Here is a 22,974-nt window from a genome sequence, read left to right on the forward strand (position 1 = left end):
CTGTCCCCTATATCTTTGTTTGATTTTATCAGAAACAAAAAGAAAACGCTTACAAATAAAAGTGAATATTCGTTTTAAACTTTGAAATAATCTGTAAAATGTACATTATTGACATAAAAATCAAAAATGAAAATCGACCTTATCGCTTGATATATAGGCTTTTTCAGAGAAATGAAAAATTTTCTCAAAAAAACATTGTGAAATCATTTACAAATGAAAAAAAGTAGGTTATAATAAAAGAGTAAAAAATTTGTGAAACCTTTAACAAAAAGGTTGCAATGGAGGAAAATATGGCTGAAAAGAAAGTAAGCGTAGAAGATAAAGTGCTAGAAGCTCAGCTTCATGTTAATGGTCTTGTTCAAAAAGGATTGGTAGCTCTTGAAGAGTTCCGTAAATTAAATCAAGAACAAGTTGACTATATCGTTGCAAAAGCTTCAGTAGCTGCTTTGGACCAGCATGGAGAATTGGCTAAGCATGCCTACGAAGAAACAGGTCGTGGTGTCTTTGAAGATAAGGCAACTAAAAACCTCTTTGCCTGTGAGCATGTTGTGAATAACATGCGTCATACAAAGACAGTAGGTATTATTGAAGAAGACGATGTGACTGGTTTGACGCTTATTGCTGAACCTGTTGGTGTTATCTGTGGTATCACACCGACAACGAACCCAACATCAACAGCTATTTTCAAAGCGTTGATTTCGTTGAAAACACGTAACCCAATCGTCTTTGCTTTCCACCCTTCTGCTCAAGAAAGTTCAGCCCATGCTGCGAAAATCGTTTATGATGCAGCTGTAGCAGCGGGGGCACCAAAAGACTGTATCCAATGGATTACTAAGCCGTCAATGGAAGCAACTTCAGCTCTTATGAAACACGAAGGTATCGCGACTATCTTGGCGACAGGTGGTAATGCCATGGTTCGTGCCGCATATTCATGTGGTAAACCAGCTCTAGGTGTAGGTGCAGGTAACGTACCAGCTTATGTTGAAAAATCAGCTAACGTCCGTCAAGCAGTTCATGATATTGTTATGTCTAAATCATTTGACAACGGTATGGTGTGTGCGTCTGAGCAAGCTGTTATCATCGATAAGGAAATCTATGATGAGTTTGTAACAGAATTTAAGACATATCATACATACTTCTTAAACAAAAAAGAAAAAGCTTTGCTTGAAGAGTTTTGTTTCGGTGTTAAGGCAAACAGTAAGAACTGTGCAGATGCTAAGTTAAATGCAGATATTGTAGGTCGCCCAGCGGCTTGGATTGCAGAGCAAGCAGGCTTTACAGTTCCAGAAGGAACAAATATTCTTGCGGCTGAAGTATCAGAAGTTGGTATCAGTGAACCTCTCACACGTGAGAAATTATCTCCAATCATTGCAGTTTTGAAATCAGAATCACGTGAAGACGGTTTAGAAAAAGCACGTCAAATGGTTGAGTTTGATGGCTTGGGACACTCTGCTGCCATCCACACAGAAGATACTGAATTAGCTAAAGACTTTGGTAAATTAGTTCGTGCGATCCGTGTTATTTGGAACTCTCCTTCTACGTTTGGTGGTATCGGTGATGTTTACAACTCATTCTTGCCATCGTTGACACTTGGTTGTGGCTCTTATGGACGTAACTCTATCGGAGATAACGTTAGCGCCCTAAATCTCTTGAACATCAAAAAAGTAGGAAGACGTAGAAATAATATGCAATGGTTTAAAGTTCCTTCAAAAACATACTTTGAACGTGATTCAATTCAATACCTTCAAAAATGTCGTGACGTTGAACGTGTTATGATTGTTACAGACCCATCAATGGTCGAATTAGGATTCTTGGATCGTATCCTTGAGCAACTCCACCTTCGTCGTAACAATGTGGTTTACCAAATCTTTGCAGATGTTGAACCAGATCCAGATATCACAACAGTTTACAAAGGAACTGAGATGATGCGTACGTTCCAACCAGATACCATCATTGCACTTGGTGGTGGTTCTCCAATGGATGCTGCTAAAGTAATGTGGCTCTTCTATGAACAACCAGAAGCAGACTTTAAAGATCTTGTTCAGAAGTTCATGGATATCCGTAAACGTGCCTTCAAGTTCCCAGAACTAGGTAAGAAAACGAAGTTTATTGCTATCCCAACAACATCAGGTACAGGTTCAGAAGTGACACCGTTTGCGGTTATTTCTGATAAAGCTAATAACCGTAAATACCCTATCGCTGACTACTCATTAACACCAACTGTGGCTATCGTTGACCCAGCTCTTGTTATGACTGTCCCAGCACATGTTACAGCTGATACAGGTATGGACGTGTTGACACATGCGACAGAAGCTTATGTTTCAACAGTTGCTAACGACTTTACAGATGGTTTAGCCCTTCAAGCTATCAAGCTTGTCTTTGAAAACCTTGAAAGCTCTGTTAAGAATGCAGATTTCCACTCACGTGAGAAAATGCATAACGCGTCAACAATTGCTGGTATGGCTTTTGCGAATGCCTTCTTGGGAATTTCTCACTCAATGGCACATAAGATTGGTGGTATTTTCCACACTGTTCACGGTCGTACAAATGCCATTCTCTTGCCATATGTTATCCGTTATAACGGTACACGCCCAGCTAAGACAGCAACATGGCCTAAGTACAACTATTACAGAGCTGATGAGAAATATCAAGATATCGCTAAAATGCTTGGATTACCAGCGTCAACACCTGAAGAAGGTGTAGCATCATATGCACAAGCAGTGTATGAACTTGGTGAACGTATCGGTATTAAGATGAGCATCGGTGCACAAGGTGTGGACGAGGCAGAATACATGGCTCGTGCTGAAGAAATGGCATATCTTGCTTATGAAGATCAATGTACACCAGCGAACCCACGTCTAGCTCTTGTTAGTCATATGAAAGAAATTATTGAAGATGCTTACTATGGCTATAAAGAACGTCCAGGGCGTTTGAAATAAGCCTTCCATTGCAGATCGAGACAATGTCTCGGTCTTTTTTGATATCACAAAAGAAACCGAAGTTTTACCTCTAAATTATGATATGATAGAACAAGTACAAAAGAGATGAGACAGAGCTATACTTGTCTCATGCTTTAAAAAGAATACTGAAAAGGAGTATTGGTGTATTATAATAAGATAAAACAGGTGGTTGTGCCTCTTTTAGGAGAGCAACTCTTACAAATGTTGATGGGAAGTGTTGATCATTACTTTTTGGCTTATTTGGGGTTGAGTTATTTATCCGGTGTTTCGGTTGCTAATCATGTTATTACGATTTATCAATCAATTTTTTTAGCCTTTAGTTCAGCGATTGTGAGTCATATCTCCTCAAAACAGGCCAAAGCTAGTGAAAATTCAGTTTTGTCAGAAGTTATGAGTTTAACTATTGTCATAGGTCTGGTTTTTGGCGTGTTTTCGGTGATAGGTGCAAAGCCATTGATGTTGGTGACAGGAGTTGATCAAACGGTGGCTAGTATAGGTAGTCGCTATTTGCAGTTGGTTGGTGGTTCTATCGTATTTTTAGGCTTAATGACTTCATTGGGAACTTATTTACGTGTACAGGGGGACTATAATTATCCAGTAAAAGTTAGTTTAATCGCTAATGGGCTAAACATTCTATTATCTGGACTATCCATCTATGTTTGGCAATTTGGTTTAGTGGGTGTTGCTGTATCCACGGTTGTGTCTCGATTGATTGCAGTGTGTTTTTTATTGAAACGTTTGGGAATGGATGGTATCAATTATTCATTAGGGATCAAATGGTCACCTAGTCTTGTTCGTTTAGCTTTGCCGGCAACATTTGAACGCTTAACCATGCGTGTAGGTGATTTGATTATGGTCATGTTATTAGCGACATTTGGCACGAAGGCTTTAGCTGGTAATGCTATTGGTGAGACGATAATGCAGTTTAACTATATGTTTGGTTTCTCTGTTTCAACAGCGATTGTGATACTGACAGCACAAGTGAAAACGGATCTTGGGCAGCGGAAAAAATTGTTACAAGAATCTTATGCGCTAATGTTACTCTGTATGTTTGTGGTAGGACTCTTCATTGTTGTCACTAGGAGTATATGGATAGGGCTTTTTACTAAAGATGTTGAGGTTCATGATATATCATCGCTCCTCATGTTAATGTCTTTGTTTGGCATTCCGATGACAGCAGGCACCTTAACACTGACGGCTTATTCACAAGGACTAGGAGATACAAAGACACCTTTTTTTGCAACTAGTATAGGGATGTGGTTGGTCAGGCTAGGTGTAGGCTTTGTTTTAGCTATCGGTTTTCAATTGGGGATTTTTGCCCTTTATTTGAGCACACTATTGGATAATTTGTTCAGAAGTTTGTTTATGTGTGTAGTGCTGTCTAGAACTTCAAAAGAATCCTAGCTAGCATTTTGAATGCACTTCGAAAAAATCTAGTGTAAGTATTGTAAATTTCTAAATTGCTGAGTCGCCGTAATGCCCTTTATACGTTTTGGATGTTAAAAATAAAGCCACAAACTGTTTTATCGGAGTAGTATTCACTAACGAATATTATAATCGGTTTGATTAGATACTGTCACAAATTTATTAAGGTTTAAAAAAAGTTAAATAAATTGCGTTAAAATCCTTGCATAACTTCACTAGATTTGTTAAACTATTCTAGTGCCGTTTAAAACGGCCTTAGCTTTGATGCAAGAGGTTGCGACACGCTCGGTTGCATTGCCACGCAACAGGTGTTGGTTTTCTTGTGGAGCTAGCCTATTATGTTAAATAGACGAAAAGGAGAAAAGATGGCAAACAAAAAAATCCGTATCCGTTTAAAAGCGTACGAGCACCGTACACTTGACACAGCGGCAGAAAAAATCGTAGAAACTGCTACTCGCACAGGTGCGACAGTTGCTGGACCAGTTCCACTTCCAACTGAACGTAGCCTCTACACAATCATTCGTGCGACTCACAAGTATAAAGACTCTCGTGAGCAATTCGAAATGCGTACACACAAACGTTTGATCGACATCATCAACCCAACTCAAAAAACAGTTGACGCTTTGATGAAACTTGACTTACCAAGTGGTGTAAATGTTGAAATCAAACTTTAATTGATTTCAAGAGCATAAAAAACGCTCGTAAAAAACTTTTTTGAGCATAAAAAACGCTCATTAAAAACTTTTTGAATAAAATAAGTAAAGGAAATATTTTCTCATGACAAAAGGAATCTTAGGGAAAAAAGTGGGAATGACTCAAATCTTCACTGAATCTGGTGAATTCATCCCTGTGACAGTTATTGAAGCAACTCCAAACGTTGTTCTTCAAGTTAAAACTGTTGAGACTGATGGATATGCAGCAGTTCAAGTTGGTTTTGATGACAAACGTGAAGTATTGAGCAACAAACCTGCCAAAGGCCATGTAGCTAAAGCTAACACAGCTCCTAAGCGCTTCATTCGTGAATTCAAAAACATTGAAGGCTTGGAAGTTGGACAAGAAATTACAGTTGATACTTTCGCAGCTGGTGATGTTGTTGACGTCACAGGTACTTCTAAAGGTAAAGGTTTCCAAGGTGTTATCAAACGCCATGGTCAATCACGTGGTCCTATGGCTCACGGTTCACGTTACCACCGTCGTCCAGGTTCAATGGGACCTGTTGCGCCAAACCGTGTATTCAAAGGTAAAAACTTGGCAGGACGTATGGGCGGTAACCGTGTAACAATTCAAAACCTTGAAGTTGTACAAGTTATCCCAGAGAAAAACGTTATTCTTATCAAAGGTAACGTACCAGGTGCTAAGAAGTCTCTTATCACTATCAAATCAGCAGTTAAAGCTGCTAAATAATAAGGAAAGGGGAAATCAGTTAACATGGCAAACGTAAAACTATTTGACCAAACTGGTAAAGAACTTAGCGAAGTTGTTCTTAACGACGCTATCTTCGGTATCGAACCAAACGAATCAGTAGTATTTGATGTTGTAATTAGTCAACGCGCTAGCCTTCGCCAAGGTACGCATGCGGTCAAAAACCGTTCTGCAGTAAGTGGTGGCGGACGCAAACCATGGCGTCAAAAAGGAACTGGACGTGCTCGTCAAGGTTCTATCCGTTCACCTCAATGGCGTGGTGGTGGAATTGTCTTCGGACCAACTCCACGTTCATACGGCTACAAACTTCCACAAAAAGTTCGTCGCCTAGCGTTGAAATCAGTTTACTCAGCAAAAGTAGCTGAAGAAAAATTTGTAGCTGTAGATGCTCTTTCATTTGCAGCACCAAAAACTGCTGAATTTGCAAAAGTTCTTGCGGCACTTAGCATCGATACAAAAGTACTTGTCCTTGTTGAAGAAGGAAACACATTCGCTGAATTGTCAGCACGTAACCTTCCAAACGTAACAGTTGCTACAGCAACAACTGCAAGTGTTCTTGATATCGTTAACGCAGACAAACTTCTTGTTACAAAAGAAGCAATCTCTAAAATCGAGGAGGTTCTTGCATAATGAATTTGTATGACGTGATTAAAAAGCCAATTATCACTGAAAAGTCAATGGTTGCCCTTGAAGCTGGCAAGTACACTTTCGAAGTTGATACTCGTGCACACAAATTATTGATTAAACAAGCCGTTGAAGCTGCATTTGACGGTGTTAAAGTTGCAAGTGTTAGCACTGTAACAGTAAAACCAAAACAAAAACGTGTTGGTCGTTACGTTGGTTACACAAGCAAAGTTAAAAAAGCTATCGTAACATTGACAGCTGATTCAAAAGCAATCGAGTTGTTTGCTGCTGAAGCTGAATAATCTAAGGAGGAAATAACGTGGGTATTAAAGTTTATAAACCAACGACAAATGGCCGTCGTAATATGACTTCTTTGGATTTTGCTGAAATCACTACAAGCAAACCTGAGAAATCATTGCTTGTTTCGCTTAAAAGCAAAGCTGGTCGTAACAACAACGGTCGTATCACTGTTCGTCACCAAGGTGGTGGACATAAACGTCATTACCGTTTAGTTGACTTCAAACGTAACAAAGACAACGTTGAAGCAATCGTTAAGACAATCGAATACGATCCAAACCGTTCAGCTAACATCGCTCTTGTACACTACACAGATGGTGTTAAAGCATATATCATCGCTCCTAAAGGTCTTGAAGTTGGTCAACGTATCGTTTCAGGTCCAGAAGCAGATATCAAAGTTGGTAACGCATTGCCACTAGCAAACATCCCAGTCGGTACAGTTATCCACAACATTGAGTTAAAACCAGGTCGTGGTGGAGAACTTGTTCGTGCTGCTGGAACTTCTGCTCAAGTATTGGGTTCAGAAGGTAAGTACGTACTTGTTCGTCTTCAATCAGGCGAAGTTCGTATGATTCTTGGCACTTGCCGTGCAACTGTTGGTACAGTTGGTAACGGTGAACATTCACTTGTTAACTATGGTAAAGCTGGTCGCAGCCGTTGGAGAGGTATTCGTCCAACAGTTCGTGGTTCTGTAATGAACCCTAACGATCACCCACACGGTGGTGGTGAAGGTAAAGCACCAGTTGGTCGTAAAGCACCATCTACACCATGGGGTAAACCAGCACTTGGTCTTAAAACTCGTGATAAGAAAGCTAAATCAAACAAACTTATTGTACGTCGTCGTAACCAAAAATAATAAGTATTGTTAGATATCCGCCAGCTCGGTAGCGTCGTTTAACGTCGCAAGCCGTTGTGGTACATATTTTAAAGGAGAAATTAAAAAATGGGACGCAGTCTTAAAAAAGGGCCTTTCGTCGATGAGCATTTAATGAAAAAAGTTGAAGCTCAAGCTAATGACGAAAAGAAAAAAGTTATCAAAACTTGGTCACGTCGTTCAACGATTTTCCCAAGTTTCATCGGTTATACAATCGCAGTTTATGATGGACGTAAACACGTACCTGTTTACATTCAAGAAGACATGGTAGGTCACAAACTTGGTGAATTTGCACCAACTCGTACTTACAAAGGTCACGCAGCTGACGATAAGAAAACACGTCGTAAATAATAAGAGGAGGACACTATGGCAGAAATTACTTCAGCTAAAGCAATGGCTCGTACAGTCCGTGTTTCACCTCGTAAAACACGTCTTGTACTTGATCTTATCCGTGGAAAAAAGGTTGCTGACGCTATCGCAATCTTAAAGTTCACACCAAACAAAGCTGCAACAGTGATTGAAAAAGTTCTTAACTCAGCAATCGCAAACGCTGAAAACAACTTTGGTTTGGAAAAAGCAAACTTGGTAGTATCTGAAACATTCGCTAACGAAGGACCAACAATGAAACGTTTCCGTCCACGTGCGAAAGGTTCAGCTTCACCAATTAACAAACGTACGACTCATATCACAGTAGTCGTTTCAGAAAAATAAGGAGGTAAAAACGTGGGTCAAAAAGTACATCCAATTGGTATGCGTGTCGGGATCATCCGTGACTGGGATTCAAAATGGTATGCTGAAAAAGAATACGCGGATTACCTTCATGAAGATCTTGCTATCCGCAAATTTATTCAAAAAGAATTGGCTGATGCTTCAGTTTCAACAATTGAAATTGAGCGCGCAGTAAATAAAGTAATCGTTTCACTTCACACTGCAAAACCTGGTATGGTTATCGGTAAAGGTGGTGCAAACGTTGATACTCTTCGTGCTAAACTTAACAAGTTGACAGGAAAACAAGTACACATCAACATCGTTGAAATCAAACAACCAGATCTTGATGCTCACCTTGTGGGTGAAACAATTGCTCGCCAACTTGAGCAACGTGTTGCTTTCCGTCGTGCACAAAAACAAGCTATCCAACGTACAATGCGTGCAGGAGCTAAAGGAATCAAAACTCAGGTTTCAGGCCGTTTGAACGGTGCAGATATTGCCCGTGCTGAAGGTTACTCTGAAGGAACTGTTCCGCTTCATACCTTGCGTGCAGATATTGACTATGCTTGGGAAGAAGCTGATACAACTTACGGTAAACTAGGTGTTAAAGTTTGGATCTACCGTGGTGAAGTTCTACCAGCTCGTAAAAACACTAAAGGAGGCAAATAACAAATGTTAGTACCTAAACGTGTTAAACACCGCCGTGAGTTCCGTGGAAAAATGCGTGGTGAAGCAAAAGGTGGAAAACAAGTAGACTTCGGAGAATTTGGTCTTCAAGCTACAACTAGCTCATGGATCACTAACCGCCAAATCGAAGCTGCCCGTATCGCTATGACGCGTTACATGAAACGTGGTGGTAAAGTTTGGATTAAGATTTTCCCACACAAATCATACACCGCTAAAGCTATCGGGGTACGTATGGGATCTGGTAAAGGTGCTCCAGAAGGTTGGGTTGCACCAGTAAAACGTGGCAAAGTGATGTTTGAAGTTGCTGGGGTTTCAGAAGAAATCGCACGTGAAGCACTTCGTCTTGCAAGTCACAAATTACCAGTTAAATGCAAATTCGTAAAACGTGAAGCAGAATAAGGAGAAGGCATGAAACTACAAGAAATTAAAGATTTTGTTAAAGAGCTTCGTGGCTTGTCTCAAGAAGAGCTTGCTAAAAAAGAAAACGAACTCAAAAAAGAATTGTTTGATCTTCGTTTCCAAGCAGCAACAGGTCAACTTGATCAAACTGCTCGTTTAAACGAAGTTAAAAAACAAATTGCACGTGTTAAAACTGTGCAATCTGAATTGAAATAATAGATTGGGAAAGGAGAAATTTCAATGGAACGCAATAATCGTAAAGTTCTAGTTGGACGCGTTGTGTCTGACAAAATGGATAAAACAATCACTGTTGTAGTTGAAACAAAACGTAACCACCCAGTCTATGGTAAACGTATCAACTATTCTAAAAAATACAAGGCACATGACGAAAACAACGTTGCTAAAGAAGGCGACATCGTTCGTATCATGGAAACTCGCCCACTGTCAGCTACAAAACGCTTCCGTCTTGTAGAAGTGGTTGAAGAAGCTGTTATTATCTAAGAAACCTGAAAGGAGAAAATTGAAATGATTCAACAAGAGTCTCGTTTGAAAGTTGCAGATAACAGTGGTGCACGTGAAATCTTGACTATCAAAGTACTTGGTGGTTCAGGACGTAAATTCGCTAACATCGGTGATGTTATCGTTGCTTCTGTAAAACAAGCTACTCCTGGTGGTACTGTTAAGAAAGGTGACGTTGTTAAAGCTGTTATCGTTCGTACCAAAACAGGTGCTCGTCGTCCAGATGGTTCATACATCAAATTCGACGAGAATGCGGCAGTTATCATCCGTGATGATAAAACACCTCGTGGAACTCGTATCTTCGGTCCAGTTGCTCGCGAATTGCGTGAGGGTGGCTACATGAAGATTGTTTCACTTGCCCCAGAAGTACTATAATAAAAAAACAAACCAGTCCCCTAGGATTTTCCTAGGGTGCCCTTAGGGCGTAAGAAAAAATAGGAGTAAACTCAAATGTTTGTAAAAAAAGGCGATAAAGTTCGTGTTATTGCTGGTAAAGACAAAGGCGTAGAAGCAGTTGTTTTGACAGCATTACCAAAAGTAAATAAAGTTGTTGTTGAGGGTGTTGCCCTTGTTAAAAAACATCAACGTCCAAACAGCGATAACCCTCAAGGAGCTATCGTTGAAAAAGAAGCAGCTATCCACGTTTCAAACGTTCAAGTATTGGACAAAAATGGTGTAGCTGGTCGTGTTGGTTATAAGTTTGTTGACGGCAAGAAAGTTCGTTACAACAAAAAATCAGGCGAAATCCTTGATTAATCACGAAGGAAAGGAGAAGTATAATGGCAAATCGCTTAAAAGAAAAATATCTTAAAGAAGTAGTTCCTGCATTGACAGAACAATTCAACTATTCATCTGTTATGGCTGTGCCTAAAGTTGAGAAAATCGTTCTTAACATGGGTGTTGGTGATGCAGTATCAAATGCTAAAAACCTTGAAAAAGCAGCTGCTGAATTAGCACTTATTTCAGGACAAAAACCACTTATTACTAAAGCTAAGAAATCAATCGCCGGCTTCCGTCTTCGTGAAGGTGTAGCGATCGGTGCGAAAGTAACCCTTCGTGGTGAACGCATGTACGAATTCTTAGACAAATTGGTTTCAGTATCACTTCCACGTGTACGTGACTTCCACGGAGTACCAACAAAGTCATTTGATGGTCGTGGTAACTACACACTTGGTGTAAAAGAACAATTAATCTTCCCTGAAATCAATTTCGACGATGTTGATAAAGTTCGCGGTCTTGATATCGTTATCGTTACAACTGCTAACACTGATGAAGAATCACGTGCATTGCTTACAGGCCTTGGTATGCCTTTTGCAAAATAATATGGAGGTAACTATTAATGGCTAAAAAATCAATGATCGCTAAGAACAAACGTCCTGCGAAGTTCTCTACACAAGCATACACTCGTTGTGAACGTTGTGGACGTCCACACTCAGTTTACCGTAAGTTTAAACTTTGCCGTGTTTGCTTCCGTGATTTAGCTTACAAAGGTCAAATCCCTGGTATTACTAAGGCTTCTTGGTAATCCACGACATTAACTAGCAAGTGAATATTCAAACTACTAGTAAGAGGAGAAAATAAAAATGGTAATGACTGATCCAATTGCAGACTTTTTAACACGTATTCGTAACGCTAACCAAGCAAAACACGAAGTACTTGAAGTACCTGCATCAAACATCAAAAAAGGGATTGCTGAAATCCTTAAACGCGAAGGTTTCGTGAAGAATGTTGAAGTTATCGAAGATGACAAACAGGGTATCATCCGTGTGTTCCTTAAATACGGACAAAACGGTGAGCGTGTTATCACTAACTTGAAACGTATTTCAAAACCAGGTCTTCGTGTTTATTCAAAACGTGATGATATTCCTAAAGTTCTTAACGGACTTGGAATTGCAATCATTTCAACATCAGAAGGTCTTTTGACAGATAAAGAAGCTCGTCAAAAGAACGTTGGTGGAGAAGTACTTGCTTACGTTTGGTAATAAGCTCAGTTTTAATTGCAAAAGCATTTAAATACTGTTCCCCGTGAAAACTAGTCGGAATCGGCTTGATAATCTAACAGGAGAAAAATAGAATGTCACGTATTGGTAATAAAGTTATCAACTTGCCAGCAGGTGTTGAAATCCTCAACAACGATGGCGTAGTTACAGTAAAAGGACCTAAAGGTGAATTAACTCGTGAATTCAACAAGAACATTGAAATTCGTGTTGAAGGTACAGAAGTAACTCTTCACCGTCCAAATGACTCAAAAGAAATGAAAACAATTCATGGTACAACTCGTGCGAACTTGAACAACATGGTTGTTGGTGTTTCTGAAGGGTTCAAAAAAGACCTTGAGTTGAAGGGTGTCGGTTACCGTGCACAACTTCAAGGTACAAAACTTGTTCTTTCATTAGGTAAATCACACCAAGATGAAGTTGAAGCACCTGCAGGTATTACTTTTGAGCTTGCTAACCCAACTTCAATCTCAGTATCAGGTATCAATAAAGAAGTTGTTGGTCAAACAGCAGCTTACATCCGTAGCCTTCGTGCTCCAGAGCCATATAAAGGTAAAGGTATCCGTTACGTTGGTGAATTTGTTCGCCGTAAAGAAGGTAAAACAGGTAAATAATCGATTATATAGCCTATTAGTTCAACTAAAAGCTATACTAATTAGTCCACTTGTCAATGGACAAATTGTTATAAATTAAGAGGTGAAAATTGTGATTTCGAAACCAGATAAAAACAAAACCCGCCAAAAACGCCACCGTCGCGTTCGCGGAAAACTCTCTGGAACTGCTGATCGCCCACGTTTGAACGTTTTCCGTTCTAATACAGGCATCTACGCTCAAGTAATTGATGACGTAGCGGGTGTAACGCTCGCAAGCGCTTCTACACTTGACAAAGAAGTTTCAAAAGGAACTAAAACTGAACAAGCCGTTGCTGTCGGTAAACTCGTTGCTGAACGCGCAGTAGCTAAAGGTATTTCTGAAGTGGTGTTTGACCGCGGTGGATATCTCTATCACGGACGTGTTAAAGCTTTGGCTGAAGCAGCTCGTGAAAACGGATTGAAATTCTAATAGGGAGGACACTTAATAATGGCATTTAAAGATAATGCAGTAGAACTTGAAGAACGCGTTGTTGCGATTAACCGCGTTACCAAAGTTGTAAAAGGTGGACGTCGTCTTCGCTTTGCTGCTCTTGTAGTTGTTGGTGATCGTAATGGTCGTGTAGGATTTGGTACTGGTAAAGCTCAAGAAGTTCCAGATGCAATCCGTAAAGCGATTGATGATGCTAAGAAAAACTTGATTGAAGTACCTATGGTAGGAACTACTATTCCTCATGAAGTTTATTCTGAATTTGGTGGTGCCCGCGTATTGCTTAAACCAGCCGTAGAAGGTTCTGGGGTTGCTGCAGGTGGTTCAGTTCGTGCTGTCATTGAATTGGCAGGTATCGCTGATATTACATCAAAATCACTTGGTTCAAACACACCAATCAACATCGTTCGTGCAACTGTTGAAGGTTTGAAACAATTAAAACGTGCAGAAGAAGTAGCTGCCCTTCGTGGTATCTCAGTTTCTGACTTAGCTTAAGAAAGGAGATTATAATGGCTCAAATTAAAATTACTTTGACTAAGTCTCCAATCGGACGCATCCCAGCACAACGTAAAACAGTTGTTGCTCTTGGACTTGGTAAATTACATAGCTCAGTTGTTAAAGAAGCAACTCCAGCTATTCTTGGAATGGTCAACGCAGTTTCTCATTTAGTAACTGTCGAAGACGTTAAATAATCAAATACAAGAAACAGAGTTTGGGACGTTACTGTTCCAAACTCTATCTTGCAATCATCGTATAGGCGAGTTTCTAGCATGAGTCCTTACCCATGTTAGAGGCGCTAGCATTTTACAAAATAAGGAGAAAATAAATGAAACTTCATGAATTAAAACCTGCTGAAGGTTCTCGTAAAGTCCGCAACCGTGTTGGTCGTGGTACATCATCTGGTAACGGTAAAACATCTGGCCGTGGTCAAAAAGGTCAAAAAGCACGTAGCGGTGGCGGAGTTCGCCCAGGTTTTGAAGGTGGACAAACACCATTGTTCCGTCGTCTTCCAAAACGTGGCTTTACAAACATCAATGCTAAAGAATACGCACTTGTAAACCTTGATGCTTTGAACGTGTTCGAAGATGGTACAGAAGTAACACCAGTTGTTCTTGTTGAAGCTGGTATCGTTAAAGCTGAAAAATCAGGTGTTAAAATTCTTGGTAAAGGCGAATTAACTAAGAAATTGACTGTTAAAGCAGCTAAATTCTCAAAATCTGCTGAAGCAGCTATTACTGCTAAAGGTGGTTCAATCGAGGTGATCTAATGTTCCTTAGACTTTTAAAAGATGCCCTAAAGCTTAAAAATGTCCGAAGTAAAATTTTCTTCACCATTTTTATCATCTTTGTATTCCGTTTGGGAACTTACATTACAGTTCCGGGAATCAACGCTAAAAGTCTTGAACAATTAGGTGATCTACCGTTTTTAAATATGCTTAACCTTGTAAGTGGTAATGCACTGACTAATTTCTCTGTTTTTTCAATGGGGGTTAGTCCGTATATTACAGCGTCTATCATTGTCCAACTTCTTCAAATGGATATTGTTCCAAGATTTGTAGAGTGGGGCAAACAAGGTGAAGTGGGGCGTCGTAAACTTAATCAAGCGACACGTTACATTTCGTTGGTGATTGCCTTTTTCCAATCTGTGGGTATTACGGCAGGTTTCAACGCTTTATCATCAGTCTCTCTGATTAAAACGCCAAACATCCAAACTTATATTCTTATAGGTAGCATATTAACTGCTGGAAGTGTTATTGTCACTTGGTTAGGCGAACAAATTACGGATAGAGGTTTTGGAAATGGTGTTTCCATGATTATCTTCTCAGGTATCATCTCATCAATTCCAAATACTATTAGTTCAATCTACGAAGATTATTTTGTGAATATTCGTCAGAGTGAATTAAGTCGTTCGTTCATTGTTGTAGGTATTTTAACATTGGCTATTTTGCTTATTATTTTCTTTACAACATATGTTCAACAGGCAGAGTACAAGATTCCTATTCAATATACTAAACGTGCTCAAGGTGCCCCAGCAAATTCATATCTTCCCTTAAAGGTCAATCCTGCGGGGGTTATTCCAGTTATCTTTGCTAGTTCTATCCTGACATTACCTGGTTCAATTATTCCATTGATTTTAAATAGTGGAAGAAGTATTCCATGGTTGGAAACAGTCAGAGATGCCTTTAGTTTCCAATCGCCGATTGGTTTAGGAATCTATTCAATCTTGATCATTTTATTTTCGTTCTTCTATACGTTTGTTCAGGTTAATCCTGAAAAAACGGCTGAAAATTTACAAAAGAGTTCAGCTTATATCGTAGGTGTTCGTCCAGGTCGTGAAACGGAAGAATTTATGACCTCACTTTTGAAACGCTTAGCTGCGGTTGGTGCCATTTTCTTAGCTTTTGTTGCTCTTAGTCCGATTGCAACCCAACAAATTTTTGGCTTATCAACACGCTTGGCATTAGGAGGAACAAGTCTTTTGATCTTGATATCAACAGGTATTGAAGGTATGAAGCAACTTGAAGGCTATCTCTTGAAGAGAAAGTATGTTGGATTTATGAATACAACAGAGTAGATATTGGGTATATCCTTAGGGTTAATACTCAATGATAGGGGTGGGCAAATATTGCTTGTTTATCAAGTAATGTCCACTCCTTCTATTTTGTTTTCAATTAAGCTAATCTTGTTAGGTTGGTTTAGTTAAAAATAAAATAAGGAGGTTGTCATGAATCTTTTAATTATGGGACTACCAGGTGCAGGTAAGGGAACACAGGCGGCGAAAATTGTTGAAGCTTTTGGAGTTGCTCATATTTCAACAGGTGATATGTTCCGTGCTGCAATGGCGAACCAAACAGAGATGGGAGTTCTTGCTAAGAGTTACATCGATAAAGGTGAGTTAGTACCAGATGATGTTACAAATGGTATTGTGAAAGAACGCTTGATGCAGAGTGATATTGCAGAAAAAGGTTTCCTATTAGATGGATACCCAAGAACGATTGAACAAGCTGAAGCGCTAGATACTAATTTACAGGAATTAGGTATTACCCTTGACGGAGTTATCAATATTGATGTTGATCCTGCTAGTTTAATCGAGCGCTTGAGTGGTCGCTATATTTGTCGGACTTGTGGTGCAACTTATCACAAAGTCTTTAATCCAACATCTGTGGAAGGCAAATGTGATACCTGTGGTGGTTCAGAGTTTTATCAACGCGAAGATGATAAGCCAGAAACCGTTAAACGTCGTTTAGATGTCAATATTGCACAAGGTGAGCCAATTATCGCCCATTATCGTGCTAAAGGTCTTGTGAAAGATATACATGGAAATCAAGACATTGATAAGGTTTTTGAAGACGTAGCAGAAGCGATTAAATCTTTAAATTCTTAATATAAGATACTTGCGTAAATGCTTTGGACATGCTATAATAGCTTAGTCTGACTTATAATTGTTACCTCTGTATACAGAGGACATCAAATCGAATTTTAGAGGGGGTACTTTTGCGTGGCAAAAGAAGATGTGATTGAAATTGAAGGTAAAGTTGTTGAAACGATGCCAAATGCCATGTTTACTGTTGAATTGGAAAATGGACACCAGATTTTAGCAACGGTTTCAGGAAAAATTCGTAAGAATTATATCCGTATTTTAGTTGGAGATCGTGTTACAGTTGAAATGAGTCCATATGATTTGACACGTGGACGTATCACATACCGCTTTAAATAATCGAAATAATTGGAGGGATTAAAACATGAAGGTAAGACCATCGGTTAAACCAATTTGCGAATACTGTAAAGTTATTCGTCGTAACGGCCGTGTTATGGTAATTTGTCCAACAAATCCAAAACACAAACAACGTCAAGGATAATATAGAAAGGAGAAAATATGGCACGTATTGCTGGAGTTGATATTCCAAATGATAAACGCGTAGTAATTTCATTGACTTACGTTTACGGTATTGGTCTTCAAACATCTAAAAAAATCTTGGCAGCAGCTGGTGTATCAGAAGATATCCGTGTTAAAGATTTGACATCAGATCAAGAAGATGCTATCCGTCGTGAAGTTGATGCCATCAAAGTTGAAGGTGACCTTCGTCGTGAAGTGAACTTGAACATTAAACGTTTGATGGAGATCGGTTCATACCGTGGTATCCGTCATCGTCGTGGACTTCCTGTCCGTGGACAAAACACAAAAAACAACGCTCGCACTCGTAAAGGTAAAGCTGTTGCGATTGCTGGTAAGAAAAAATAATAAATAATATAGGAGGTAAAAAAAGTGGCTAAACCAACACGTAAACGTCGTGTGAAAAAGAGCATCGAATCAGGTGTCGCTCATATTCACGCTACATTCAATAACACTATTGTTATGATTACTGATGTGCAAGGTAATGCGATTGCATGGTCATCAGGTGGACAACTTGGATTTAGAGGTCCTCGTAAATCTACACCGTTTGCAGCTCAAATGGTAGCAGAAGCAGCAGCAAAAGCAGCTCAAGAACATGGTCTTAAAACAGTTGAAGTTTCAGTTAAAGGTCCTGGTTCAGGTCGTGAATCTGCTATTCGTGCCCTTGCAGCAGCTGGTCTTGAAGTAACAGCAATTCGTGATGTGACTCCTGTACCACATAATGGTGCTCGTCCTCCAAAACGTCGTCGTGTATAATCATACTTGCATATAGTACACAAGATTCGTTTCGAGGGGGAACATGATGATTGAGTTTGAAAAACCAATAATAACAAAAATTGATGAAAATAAAGATTACGGACGATTTGTTATCGAACCACTTGAGCGTGGATACGGAACAACTCTAGGTAATTCTCTTCGTCGTGTACTCTTGTCTTCACTACCAGGTGCAGCAGTAACATCAATTAAGATTGATGGGGTACTACACGAATTTGATACAATCCCAGGTGTACGCGAAGATGTTATGCAAATCATCCTTAACCTTAAAGGACTTGCAGTAAAATCTTATGTCGAAAACGAAAAAATGATTGAACTTGATGTTGAAGGACCAGCAGAAGTAACTGCAGGAGATCTTCTAACGGATAGTGATATTGAGATTGTAAACCCTGATCATTATCTCTTTACTATTGCTGAGGGAGCTCGTATGAGAGCAACGTTAACAGTAAACACAAACCGTGGTTATGTTCCAGCAGAAGAAAATAAAAAAGATGATGCACCAGTAGGTACACTGGCAATAGATTCAATCTATACACCAGTTAAAAAAGTTAATTATCAAGTTGAACCTGCCCGCGTGGGAAGTAATGATGGCTTTGATAAATTGACTATTGAAATCATGACAAACGGAACAATCATCCCAGAAGATGCTTTGGGCTTGTCTGCAAAAGTATTGATGGAACATTTGAACCTCTTTACTAATTTGACAGAAGTAGCTATGGTAACTGATGTGATGAAAGAAACTGAGAAAGTTTCTGATGATAAAGTTCTTGATCGTACTATCGAAGAACTAGATCTATCTGTTCGCTCATATAACTGTTTAAAACGTGCAGGAATTAATACTGTATTTGATTTAACAGAAAAGTCTGAGCCTGAAATGATGAAAGTTAGAAACCTTGGCCGTAAGAGTCTTGAAGAAGTAAAAGTAAAACTGGCAGACCTTGGTCTTGGATTAAAAAACGATAAATAATATAGGAGGATAAAATGGCTTACCGTAAACTAGGACGCACTAGCTCACAACGTAAAGCTATGCTTCGCGATTTGACTACAGATCTTTTGATTAATGAATCAATCGTTACAACTGAAGCTCGTGCAAAAGAAATCCGCAAAACAGTTGAAAAAATGATTACTCTTGGTAAACGTGGTGATCTTCATGCCCGTCGTCAAGCTGCAGCATTTGTACGTAACGAAATTGCTTCTGAAAACTATGATGAAGCTACTGATAAGTACACTTCAACTACAGCACTTCAAAAATTGTTCTCAGAACTTGCACCTCGTTATGCAGAACGTAACGGTGGATACACTCGTATCTTGAAAACAGAACCACGTCGTGGTGATGCTGCTCCAATGGCAATCATTGAATTAGTATAAAATCATCAATTTTGTTGAGTGTTATGATGATGAAATATCTTATAGGTATTTTTAGTCTAGCTCTGGTCTACCACTGGGTTTTTCCCAGTGGTAACACTCATCATATTGAAAAACGCAACGCTTGTTTACGAAATGTCTCTAAGATTAGAAACACTTCGTAAGCAGGCGTTTTTGTCAGACTTGGATGGATGATACCTGAATTTATAAGAATTTTACGAATAATTAAATGAAGCGAAGTGATACTTGCTTTAATAAGTCATTATTTAAGGAGTTTATATGAAGATGTTTTATCAACAGCGTCATTCGCAACGTTTTTCAATTCGTAAGTTTTCTTTTGGTGCAGCATCAGTTTTGTTAGGCACGTTAGCTTGTTTACATCCTTCGGCAGTTTCTGCTGATGAGGTAAATGAGGTGGATATAGAGCTATCATCCGTGATGGTTGATGAAAATTCTATGTCTATCAGTAATAGCGAGAGTTTTTTGAGTGATGCTATGGATGTTGCTGATAGTTCTGATGACAGTGCAGTTATGAGAGAAGTGTTGGATACGAAGTCGGCTTCGTTAGAACCGGCTGTCAAAAGAACAAAATCTAATATAGAGGCTATCATTGATGAAGACGTATTGTCTACAACTGATTCCCTACCTGTTCCTGTTTCTTATACTGATGTGGTTGTAATGGATATGTCTACTGCTGGGGATAAAAATCCTTATAGCGATAGTCCTAGTCATCAGGATGTATTAGATAAGCCTAGCGATCTAAAGCCGCTGGCTTTATCAACTGATGCTGCTACTAAGGATAGTAATGACTTATTAAAGTCAGAGCCAGAGTCAGCTAAGATGCTGAAAACTGGTTTTGCTTTTAGGACGGCGAATCATTCGACTGCTATTGGAGATAATTATCCTCAGATTTGGAAAAATGGTATAGTCGGTGTTTCTGCTGATAAGTGGCGTTTATATGTGAAAGAATGTGTTTCCTTTGTGGCTTTTAGGTTGAGTACTGTTAATGGTTTTGAGATGCCTCCAGCTTATGGAAATGCAAATCTCTGGGGACATCGTGCACAACAAGAAGGTTATCGAGTGGATATGACACCGGGTCTTGGTTCTGTTGCATGGTTTGATTCGAATCAGCATGGGGCGTTTGGCTATGGGCACGTAGCTTGGGTGTCCAATATTATGGGTGATCAAGTGGAACTTGAGGAGTATAACTTTGGAGTTCCTACCCATATTTATCACCGTCGTGTGATTCATAAAAATCAGGTCTCAGGCTATATTCATTTCAAAGACTTAGTCGGTGACGTGGCAATGTCGTCAAGCCAACCGGCTGCTAGCAACCCTAAAATATCTTCTCAATTAGCACCTAGTGGTAGTTATACATTTACGAAACAGTCGGGAATTAAAGCAGAACCTAAAATGTCTAGTGCTGATTTGGCTCATTATGCTTCAGGACAATCTGTTAACTATGATCAGGTGTTAGAGGCGGATGGTTATCAGTGGATTAGCTATTTGAGTTATGCTGGGAATCGTCGCTATATCCCAATCACTCCTCTCAAAGCAGAAACGCCTAAACCATCTGGAAAACTAACTGTTAAAAATAAGAATAATCAAGAGGGGACAATGGAAGTCATTATTAGTCAGGTACCTCAAGATGCCAATATTCGTACGGTGAAATTAGGTGTTTGGAGTACTTTAGATGGTAAAGATGATATAGTCTGGCACACAGCACGAAAACAAAGTAATGGTCAGTATAAGGTGACTGTAGACATTGCTCAACACGATGACTATCGAGGTGAATACCAGATGGATTTACAATATGTCACTCAAGACAGACAGAAAATCAAGGTAGCCAGTCAGAAAGTTCATGTCGGAACAAATGACAAAAAAGTTCCACTACCTATCAAGACAGCCCCACAGCATAATCTCCCTCCGAAAGGTACTTACCGCTTCACGCAGAGGTCTGATATCAAGGCAGAGCCTAAGATGAGCAGTGCCAATCTCGCTTATTACAATATTGGTGATACAGTTAACTATGATCGTATCGTTCAATCAGAAGGCAAAAACTGGCTAAGTTACTTGAGCTTTGCAGGCAATCGTCGTTATATCGCTCTCCCCTAAGAGTAAAAAAAGATAAAAATGATAAAAAAAGTTGACAAGAGTCATTTAATTTACTATAATAATAATGTTCATAGAAATGGACGTATTTAAATACTATCTTATTAAAAGGAGATTTTTTCATGAAAAAATCAGTAGTTACACTTTTAGCAGTTGCAGCTCTTGGTGCAGCAGTGCCAACAGCTACAGTATTTGCTAATAATAATACAGCACTTAAAGCAGTTGATACTAAAGTTACAGCAAAAATTGCTCAACTTGGTAAAAAAGCTTCAGAATTACAAGCTCTTCGTAACCTCGCTAACGAGCGTCACGTAAAAGCAAGCAACGATGTTATCTACTTTGAGAGTGCTCTTGAAGTTGCAAAACAAAATCTTGCAACAGCTGAAATGAATTATAATACAGCACTTGCTGCAGCACAAAAAGCGTATGATGACACTTTGGCAGCAAAACTTACAGCACTTGCGGAAGCTGAGTCAGGAACAGTTGCAGTTGGTGACCATGTGACTTCAGAAGAAGCTGGTAACGCAGAAGTTACAGCAAAAATTGCAAAAATCAATGCTGACTATGATGTCGTTTTAAATGATCTTGAAGTAAAAGTAGAAGCAGCTAGAGCTAATACTGGTGCAGTAGAAGCAGCTAAAGCAGCAGTTGCTACAGAAGAAAAGAACGTTGTAGAAGCTAAAAAAGCTCAAGCAGATGCAGCAGCAGAAGTTAGCAAGTTACAAGGTGAATATGAAGCAACAGTTTCAGAAGTAGCAAAACTTGATGCTAGTGCAGCAGCAACAATCAAAGCAGCTGATAAACCAGCAGATTCAGCTAAACCAGCTGAAATGAAAAAAGAATCTGCTAAACCAGCTTCTAAAACAGTAGCAGCAGTAGCAACTAAAACAGCTGCTAAAGCTCTTCCAAAAACAAGCGCAGTTAAATAATCTGAGCTAATCTGATAAAAAGGTTGCCTGTATTGGCAACTTTTTTCTTACGATATTGTAAAAGGAGATTTTTGTGACTAATAAAGGTATCAAAAAATGGTTATTGGCTCTTTTGAGTATGGTAACTATCTTCACGCTGATTGCCTGTGGGCAAAAGGCTAGTCCTAAGGAAACAAATAAGGCGCCTAAAACTGAGCAAGTCACTAAGACTGAAGAAGTAGCCTATCAGGTCAGCGAGGAAGAAAAAGCTTATCTTGCTAATCGTTTTTCAGGCTTAACAGCGACTAATGCTGAAACGGTAGCTTATGTCTATGCCCCAGGGACAAACTTAGATGAACCTGTTGTGCAAACGACTGATAACGCAACTTATCTTGATAAAACATTTGATGGTGGCTTTGAGCCTCAAATGGGAACAGTCTTTATGGATATGGACAATGATAAAGGTTTTTCAGATAGTTTGACGTGGTTGTTTGGACATGCTCGTGGTAGTAAAGTACCTGACCATCGTATGTTTAACGATGTCAACTACTATGACGATCAAGCGTTCTTTGATGCACATCCTTATGTGGTTATTGAAACACCTGAACGTAAGTATTACTATGAAGCTGCCTTCCTGATCATTGTGCCAGAAGACACTGCTTTCTACCGTACAGAGTTTGAGAGTGAGCAAGATTTTGAGAAACAATTGACAGAGGTACGTGAACTGGCTCATACACAAAATACTAAGGTTAAGATTACAGCAAAAGACAAGTATTTGGTATTATCGACTTGCCGTGAAGATGATGACACGATTCGTGCCAACCTTTACCTCCGTCAAATTCCAGATGCAGAGTTGACAGACTTCTTAGCAAGTCATGGGGATCAGCTGGTTTACCAACCAACACGTTAATCGAAAAAAGACTGGGCAA

At 39.4% G+C, this 22,974-nt stretch carries 34 protein-coding genes; all 34 read left to right on the top strand.

The genetic code is table 11. The features are described from left to right. Positions 1 to 290: 290 nt before the first annotated feature. Positions 291 to 2,939 (top strand): bifunctional acetaldehyde-CoA/alcohol dehydrogenase, encoded by a 2,649-nt coding sequence (adhE, locus tag ACVRZH_RS00490; RefSeq protein ID WP_447453373.1) that lies wholly within the window; start codon positions 291 to 293, stop codon positions 2,937 to 2,939. 162 nt (positions 2,940 to 3,101) lie between these two features. Next, a complete protein-coding gene (locus ACVRZH_RS00495; protein ID WP_447453374.1) occupies positions 3,102 to 4,364 on the top strand; it encodes an MATE family efflux transporter in 1,263 nt (420 codons plus the stop codon). A gap of 386 nt (positions 4,365 to 4,750) precedes the next feature. Beyond that, positions 4,751 to 5,059, top strand: coding sequence for a 30S ribosomal protein S10 (rpsJ, locus tag ACVRZH_RS00500; protein ID WP_002885653.1), 309 nt, complete (start codon positions 4,751 to 4,753; stop codon positions 5,057 to 5,059). Positions 5,060 to 5,162: 103 nt separating this feature from the next. Further along, positions 5,163 to 5,789 carry a 50S ribosomal protein L3 gene (gene rplC, locus ACVRZH_RS00505; RefSeq protein WP_447453375.1) on the top strand — a complete coding sequence of 209 codons (627 nt, stop codon included), beginning with the start codon at positions 5,163 to 5,165 and terminating at the stop codon, positions 5,787 to 5,789. A gap of 24 nt (positions 5,790 to 5,813) precedes the next feature. Then, a complete protein-coding gene (gene rplD, locus ACVRZH_RS00510; RefSeq protein WP_447453376.1) occupies positions 5,814 to 6,437 on the top strand; it encodes a 50S ribosomal protein L4 in 624 nt (207 codons plus the stop codon). Further along, positions 6,437 to 6,733 carry a 50S ribosomal protein L23 gene (locus ACVRZH_RS00515; protein ID WP_447453377.1) on the top strand — a complete coding sequence of 99 codons (297 nt, stop codon included), beginning with the start codon at positions 6,437 to 6,439 and terminating at the stop codon, positions 6,731 to 6,733. The genes rplD and ACVRZH_RS00515 overlap by 1 nt, the downstream gene beginning before the upstream one ends. A gap of 17 nt (positions 6,734 to 6,750) precedes the next feature. Continuing rightward, positions 6,751 to 7,584, top strand: a complete 834-nt coding sequence (gene rplB, locus ACVRZH_RS00520) for a 50S ribosomal protein L2 (protein ID WP_447453378.1) — start codon at positions 6,751 to 6,753, stop codon at positions 7,582 to 7,584. An 87-nt stretch (positions 7,585 to 7,671) separates the two neighbouring features. Further along, entirely contained in the window at positions 7,672 to 7,953 is a 282-nt protein-coding gene (gene rpsS / locus ACVRZH_RS00525; protein ID WP_000533766.1) for a 30S ribosomal protein S19, read from the top strand. Positions 7,954 to 7,968: 15 nt separating this feature from the next. After that, positions 7,969 to 8,313, top strand: coding sequence for a 50S ribosomal protein L22 (gene rplV / locus ACVRZH_RS00530; RefSeq protein WP_447453379.1), 345 nt, complete (start codon positions 7,969 to 7,971; stop codon positions 8,311 to 8,313). 12 nt (positions 8,314 to 8,325) lie between these two features. Then, positions 8,326 to 8,979, top strand: coding sequence for a 30S ribosomal protein S3 (gene rpsC / locus ACVRZH_RS00535; protein ID WP_447453380.1), 654 nt, complete (start codon positions 8,326 to 8,328; stop codon positions 8,977 to 8,979). Between the two features lie 3 nt (positions 8,980 to 8,982). After that, positions 8,983 to 9,396 (top strand): 50S ribosomal protein L16, encoded by a 414-nt coding sequence (gene rplP, locus ACVRZH_RS00540; RefSeq protein WP_146567747.1) that lies wholly within the window; start codon positions 8,983 to 8,985, stop codon positions 9,394 to 9,396. Between the two features lie 9 nt (positions 9,397 to 9,405). Next, the gene (gene rpmC, locus ACVRZH_RS00545) at positions 9,406 to 9,612 is read left to right on the top strand and encodes a 50S ribosomal protein L29 (RefSeq protein ID WP_447453381.1); all 207 of its coding nucleotides are present in this window, start codon (positions 9,406 to 9,408) and stop codon (positions 9,610 to 9,612) included. A 24-nt stretch (positions 9,613 to 9,636) separates the two neighbouring features. Next, positions 9,637 to 9,897 (top strand): 30S ribosomal protein S17, encoded by a 261-nt coding sequence (gene rpsQ, locus ACVRZH_RS00550; RefSeq protein WP_000440801.1) that lies wholly within the window; start codon positions 9,637 to 9,639, stop codon positions 9,895 to 9,897. 24 nt (positions 9,898 to 9,921) lie between these two features. Further along, positions 9,922 to 10,290 (top strand): 50S ribosomal protein L14, encoded by a 369-nt coding sequence (gene rplN, locus ACVRZH_RS00555; RefSeq protein ID WP_447453382.1) that lies wholly within the window; start codon positions 9,922 to 9,924, stop codon positions 10,288 to 10,290. Between the two features lie 75 nt (positions 10,291 to 10,365). Then, on the top strand, positions 10,366 to 10,671 hold the full coding sequence (gene rplX, locus ACVRZH_RS00560; RefSeq protein WP_447453383.1) for a 50S ribosomal protein L24: 306 nt from the start codon (positions 10,366 to 10,368) through the stop codon (positions 10,669 to 10,671). Between the two features lie 23 nt (positions 10,672 to 10,694). Further along, the gene (gene rplE, locus ACVRZH_RS00565) at positions 10,695 to 11,237 is read left to right on the top strand and encodes a 50S ribosomal protein L5 (RefSeq protein ID WP_447453384.1); all 543 of its coding nucleotides are present in this window, start codon (positions 10,695 to 10,697) and stop codon (positions 11,235 to 11,237) included. Positions 11,238 to 11,254: 17 nt separating this feature from the next. Continuing rightward, a complete protein-coding gene (locus ACVRZH_RS00570; RefSeq protein WP_447453385.1) occupies positions 11,255 to 11,440 on the top strand; it encodes a type Z 30S ribosomal protein S14 in 186 nt (61 codons plus the stop codon). A 58-nt stretch (positions 11,441 to 11,498) separates the two neighbouring features. Then, on the top strand, positions 11,499 to 11,897 hold the full coding sequence (gene rpsH, locus ACVRZH_RS00575; RefSeq protein WP_447453386.1) for a 30S ribosomal protein S8: 399 nt from the start codon (positions 11,499 to 11,501) through the stop codon (positions 11,895 to 11,897). Positions 11,898 to 11,989: 92 nt separating this feature from the next. After that, complete coding sequence (gene rplF, locus ACVRZH_RS00580) at positions 11,990 to 12,526, top strand: 50S ribosomal protein L6 (protein ID WP_447453387.1); 537 nt, start codon at positions 11,990 to 11,992, stop codon at positions 12,524 to 12,526. 91 nt (positions 12,527 to 12,617) lie between these two features. Beyond that, positions 12,618 to 12,974, top strand: a complete 357-nt coding sequence (gene rplR / locus ACVRZH_RS00585; protein ID WP_447453388.1) for a 50S ribosomal protein L18 — start codon at positions 12,618 to 12,620, stop codon at positions 12,972 to 12,974. 18 nt (positions 12,975 to 12,992) lie between these two features. Beyond that, complete coding sequence (rpsE, locus tag ACVRZH_RS00590) at positions 12,993 to 13,487, top strand: 30S ribosomal protein S5 (protein WP_447453389.1); 495 nt, start codon at positions 12,993 to 12,995, stop codon at positions 13,485 to 13,487. A gap of 14 nt (positions 13,488 to 13,501) precedes the next feature. Next, a complete protein-coding gene (gene rpmD, locus ACVRZH_RS00595) occupies positions 13,502 to 13,684 on the top strand; it encodes a 50S ribosomal protein L30 (RefSeq protein ID WP_447453390.1) in 183 nt (60 codons plus the stop codon). A 134-nt stretch (positions 13,685 to 13,818) separates the two neighbouring features. After that, entirely contained in the window at positions 13,819 to 14,259 is a 441-nt protein-coding gene (rplO, locus tag ACVRZH_RS00600) for a 50S ribosomal protein L15 (protein WP_447453391.1), read from the top strand. Next, positions 14,259 to 15,566 (top strand): preprotein translocase subunit SecY, encoded by a 1,308-nt coding sequence (gene secY, locus ACVRZH_RS00605; protein ID WP_447453392.1) that lies wholly within the window; start codon positions 14,259 to 14,261, stop codon positions 15,564 to 15,566. Before rplO ends, secY begins: the two co-directional genes overlap by 1 nt. A 150-nt stretch (positions 15,567 to 15,716) precedes the next feature. Beyond that, a complete protein-coding gene (locus ACVRZH_RS00610; RefSeq protein ID WP_447453393.1) occupies positions 15,717 to 16,376 on the top strand; it encodes an adenylate kinase in 660 nt (219 codons plus the stop codon). 114 nt (positions 16,377 to 16,490) lie between these two features. After that, positions 16,491 to 16,709, top strand: a complete 219-nt coding sequence (infA, locus tag ACVRZH_RS00615; RefSeq protein WP_001040189.1) for a translation initiation factor IF-1 — start codon at positions 16,491 to 16,493, stop codon at positions 16,707 to 16,709. Between the two features lie 25 nt (positions 16,710 to 16,734). Next, positions 16,735 to 16,851, top strand: a complete 117-nt coding sequence (gene rpmJ, locus ACVRZH_RS00620) for a 50S ribosomal protein L36 (protein ID WP_000868345.1) — start codon at positions 16,735 to 16,737, stop codon at positions 16,849 to 16,851. A gap of 17 nt (positions 16,852 to 16,868) precedes the next feature. Then, positions 16,869 to 17,234, top strand: coding sequence for a 30S ribosomal protein S13 (rpsM, locus tag ACVRZH_RS00625; RefSeq protein ID WP_447453394.1), 366 nt, complete (start codon positions 16,869 to 16,871; stop codon positions 17,232 to 17,234). Between the two features lie 24 nt (positions 17,235 to 17,258). After that, complete coding sequence (gene rpsK, locus ACVRZH_RS00630; protein ID WP_447453395.1) at positions 17,259 to 17,642, top strand: 30S ribosomal protein S11; 384 nt, start codon at positions 17,259 to 17,261, stop codon at positions 17,640 to 17,642. Between the two features lie 46 nt (positions 17,643 to 17,688). Then, positions 17,689 to 18,627, top strand: a complete 939-nt coding sequence (locus ACVRZH_RS00635) for a DNA-directed RNA polymerase subunit alpha (protein ID WP_447453396.1) — start codon at positions 17,689 to 17,691, stop codon at positions 18,625 to 18,627. Between the two features lie 14 nt (positions 18,628 to 18,641). Continuing rightward, complete coding sequence (gene rplQ, locus ACVRZH_RS00640; RefSeq protein ID WP_067087647.1) at positions 18,642 to 19,028, top strand: 50S ribosomal protein L17; 387 nt, start codon at positions 18,642 to 18,644, stop codon at positions 19,026 to 19,028. A gap of 276 nt (positions 19,029 to 19,304) precedes the next feature. Next, positions 19,305 to 21,140, top strand: coding sequence for an SH3 domain-containing protein (locus ACVRZH_RS00645; protein WP_447453397.1), 1,836 nt, complete (start codon positions 19,305 to 19,307; stop codon positions 21,138 to 21,140). Positions 21,141 to 21,259: 119 nt separating this feature from the next. Next, the gene (locus ACVRZH_RS00650) at positions 21,260 to 22,066 is read left to right on the top strand and encodes a flagellin family protein (protein ID WP_447453398.1); all 807 of its coding nucleotides are present in this window, start codon (positions 21,260 to 21,262) and stop codon (positions 22,064 to 22,066) included. Between the two features lie 73 nt (positions 22,067 to 22,139). Beyond that, positions 22,140 to 22,955: a class B sortase, LPKTxAVK-specific gene (gene srtB, locus ACVRZH_RS00655; protein WP_447453399.1), complete on the top strand. Its 816-nt coding sequence runs from the start codon at positions 22,140 to 22,142 to the stop codon at positions 22,953 to 22,955. The last annotated feature ends 19 nt before the right edge of the window (positions 22,956 to 22,974 follow it).

The sequence above is a fragment of the Streptococcus fryi genome (genome assembly GCF_053206505.1).

Bases quoted from the DNA above. Each gene is read 5' to 3' on its own strand.
- adhE (WP_447453373.1), top strand. From the start codon at position 291: ATGGCTGAAAAGAAAGTAAGCGTAGAAGATAAAGTGCTAGAAGCTCAG.
- rpsJ (WP_002885653.1), top strand. From the start codon at position 4,751: ATGGCAAACAAAAAAATCCGTATCCGTTTAAAAGCGTACGAGCACCGT.
- rplC (WP_447453375.1), top strand. From the start codon at position 5,163: ATGACAAAAGGAATCTTAGGGAAAAAAGTGGGAATGACTCAAATCTTC.
- rplD (WP_447453376.1), top strand. From the start codon at position 5,814: ATGGCAAACGTAAAACTATTTGACCAAACTGGTAAAGAACTTAGCGAA.
- ACVRZH_RS00515 (WP_447453377.1), top strand. From the start codon at position 6,437: ATGAATTTGTATGACGTGATTAAAAAGCCAATTATCACTGAAAAGTCA.
- rpsS (WP_000533766.1), top strand. From the start codon at position 7,672: ATGGGACGCAGTCTTAAAAAAGGGCCTTTCGTCGATGAGCATTTAATG.
- rplV (WP_447453379.1), top strand. From the start codon at position 7,969: ATGGCAGAAATTACTTCAGCTAAAGCAATGGCTCGTACAGTCCGTGTT.
- rplP (WP_146567747.1), top strand. From the start codon at position 8,983: ATGTTAGTACCTAAACGTGTTAAACACCGCCGTGAGTTCCGTGGAAAA.
- rpmC (WP_447453381.1), top strand. From the start codon at position 9,406: ATGAAACTACAAGAAATTAAAGATTTTGTTAAAGAGCTTCGTGGCTTG.
- rpsQ (WP_000440801.1), top strand. From the start codon at position 9,637: ATGGAACGCAATAATCGTAAAGTTCTAGTTGGACGCGTTGTGTCTGAC.
- rplN (WP_447453382.1), top strand. From the start codon at position 9,922: ATGATTCAACAAGAGTCTCGTTTGAAAGTTGCAGATAACAGTGGTGCA.
- rplX (WP_447453383.1), top strand. From the start codon at position 10,366: ATGTTTGTAAAAAAAGGCGATAAAGTTCGTGTTATTGCTGGTAAAGAC.
- rplE (WP_447453384.1), top strand. From the start codon at position 10,695: ATGGCAAATCGCTTAAAAGAAAAATATCTTAAAGAAGTAGTTCCTGCA.
- ACVRZH_RS00570 (WP_447453385.1), top strand. From the start codon at position 11,255: ATGGCTAAAAAATCAATGATCGCTAAGAACAAACGTCCTGCGAAGTTC.
- rpsH (WP_447453386.1), top strand. From the start codon at position 11,499: ATGGTAATGACTGATCCAATTGCAGACTTTTTAACACGTATTCGTAAC.
- rplF (WP_447453387.1), top strand. From the start codon at position 11,990: ATGTCACGTATTGGTAATAAAGTTATCAACTTGCCAGCAGGTGTTGAA.
- rpsE (WP_447453389.1), top strand. From the start codon at position 12,993: ATGGCATTTAAAGATAATGCAGTAGAACTTGAAGAACGCGTTGTTGCG.
- rpmD (WP_447453390.1), top strand. From the start codon at position 13,502: ATGGCTCAAATTAAAATTACTTTGACTAAGTCTCCAATCGGACGCATC.
- rplO (WP_447453391.1), top strand. From the start codon at position 13,819: ATGAAACTTCATGAATTAAAACCTGCTGAAGGTTCTCGTAAAGTCCGC.
- secY (WP_447453392.1), top strand. From the start codon at position 14,259: ATGTTCCTTAGACTTTTAAAAGATGCCCTAAAGCTTAAAAATGTCCGA.
- ACVRZH_RS00610 (WP_447453393.1), top strand. From the start codon at position 15,717: ATGAATCTTTTAATTATGGGACTACCAGGTGCAGGTAAGGGAACACAG.
- rpmJ (WP_000868345.1), top strand. From the start codon at position 16,735: ATGAAGGTAAGACCATCGGTTAAACCAATTTGCGAATACTGTAAAGTT.
- rpsM (WP_447453394.1), top strand. From the start codon at position 16,869: ATGGCACGTATTGCTGGAGTTGATATTCCAAATGATAAACGCGTAGTA.
- ACVRZH_RS00635 (WP_447453396.1), top strand. From the start codon at position 17,689: ATGATTGAGTTTGAAAAACCAATAATAACAAAAATTGATGAAAATAAA.
- rplQ (WP_067087647.1), top strand. From the start codon at position 18,642: ATGGCTTACCGTAAACTAGGACGCACTAGCTCACAACGTAAAGCTATG.
- ACVRZH_RS00645 (WP_447453397.1), top strand. From the start codon at position 19,305: ATGAAGATGTTTTATCAACAGCGTCATTCGCAACGTTTTTCAATTCGT.
- ACVRZH_RS00650 (WP_447453398.1), top strand. From the start codon at position 21,260: ATGAAAAAATCAGTAGTTACACTTTTAGCAGTTGCAGCTCTTGGTGCA.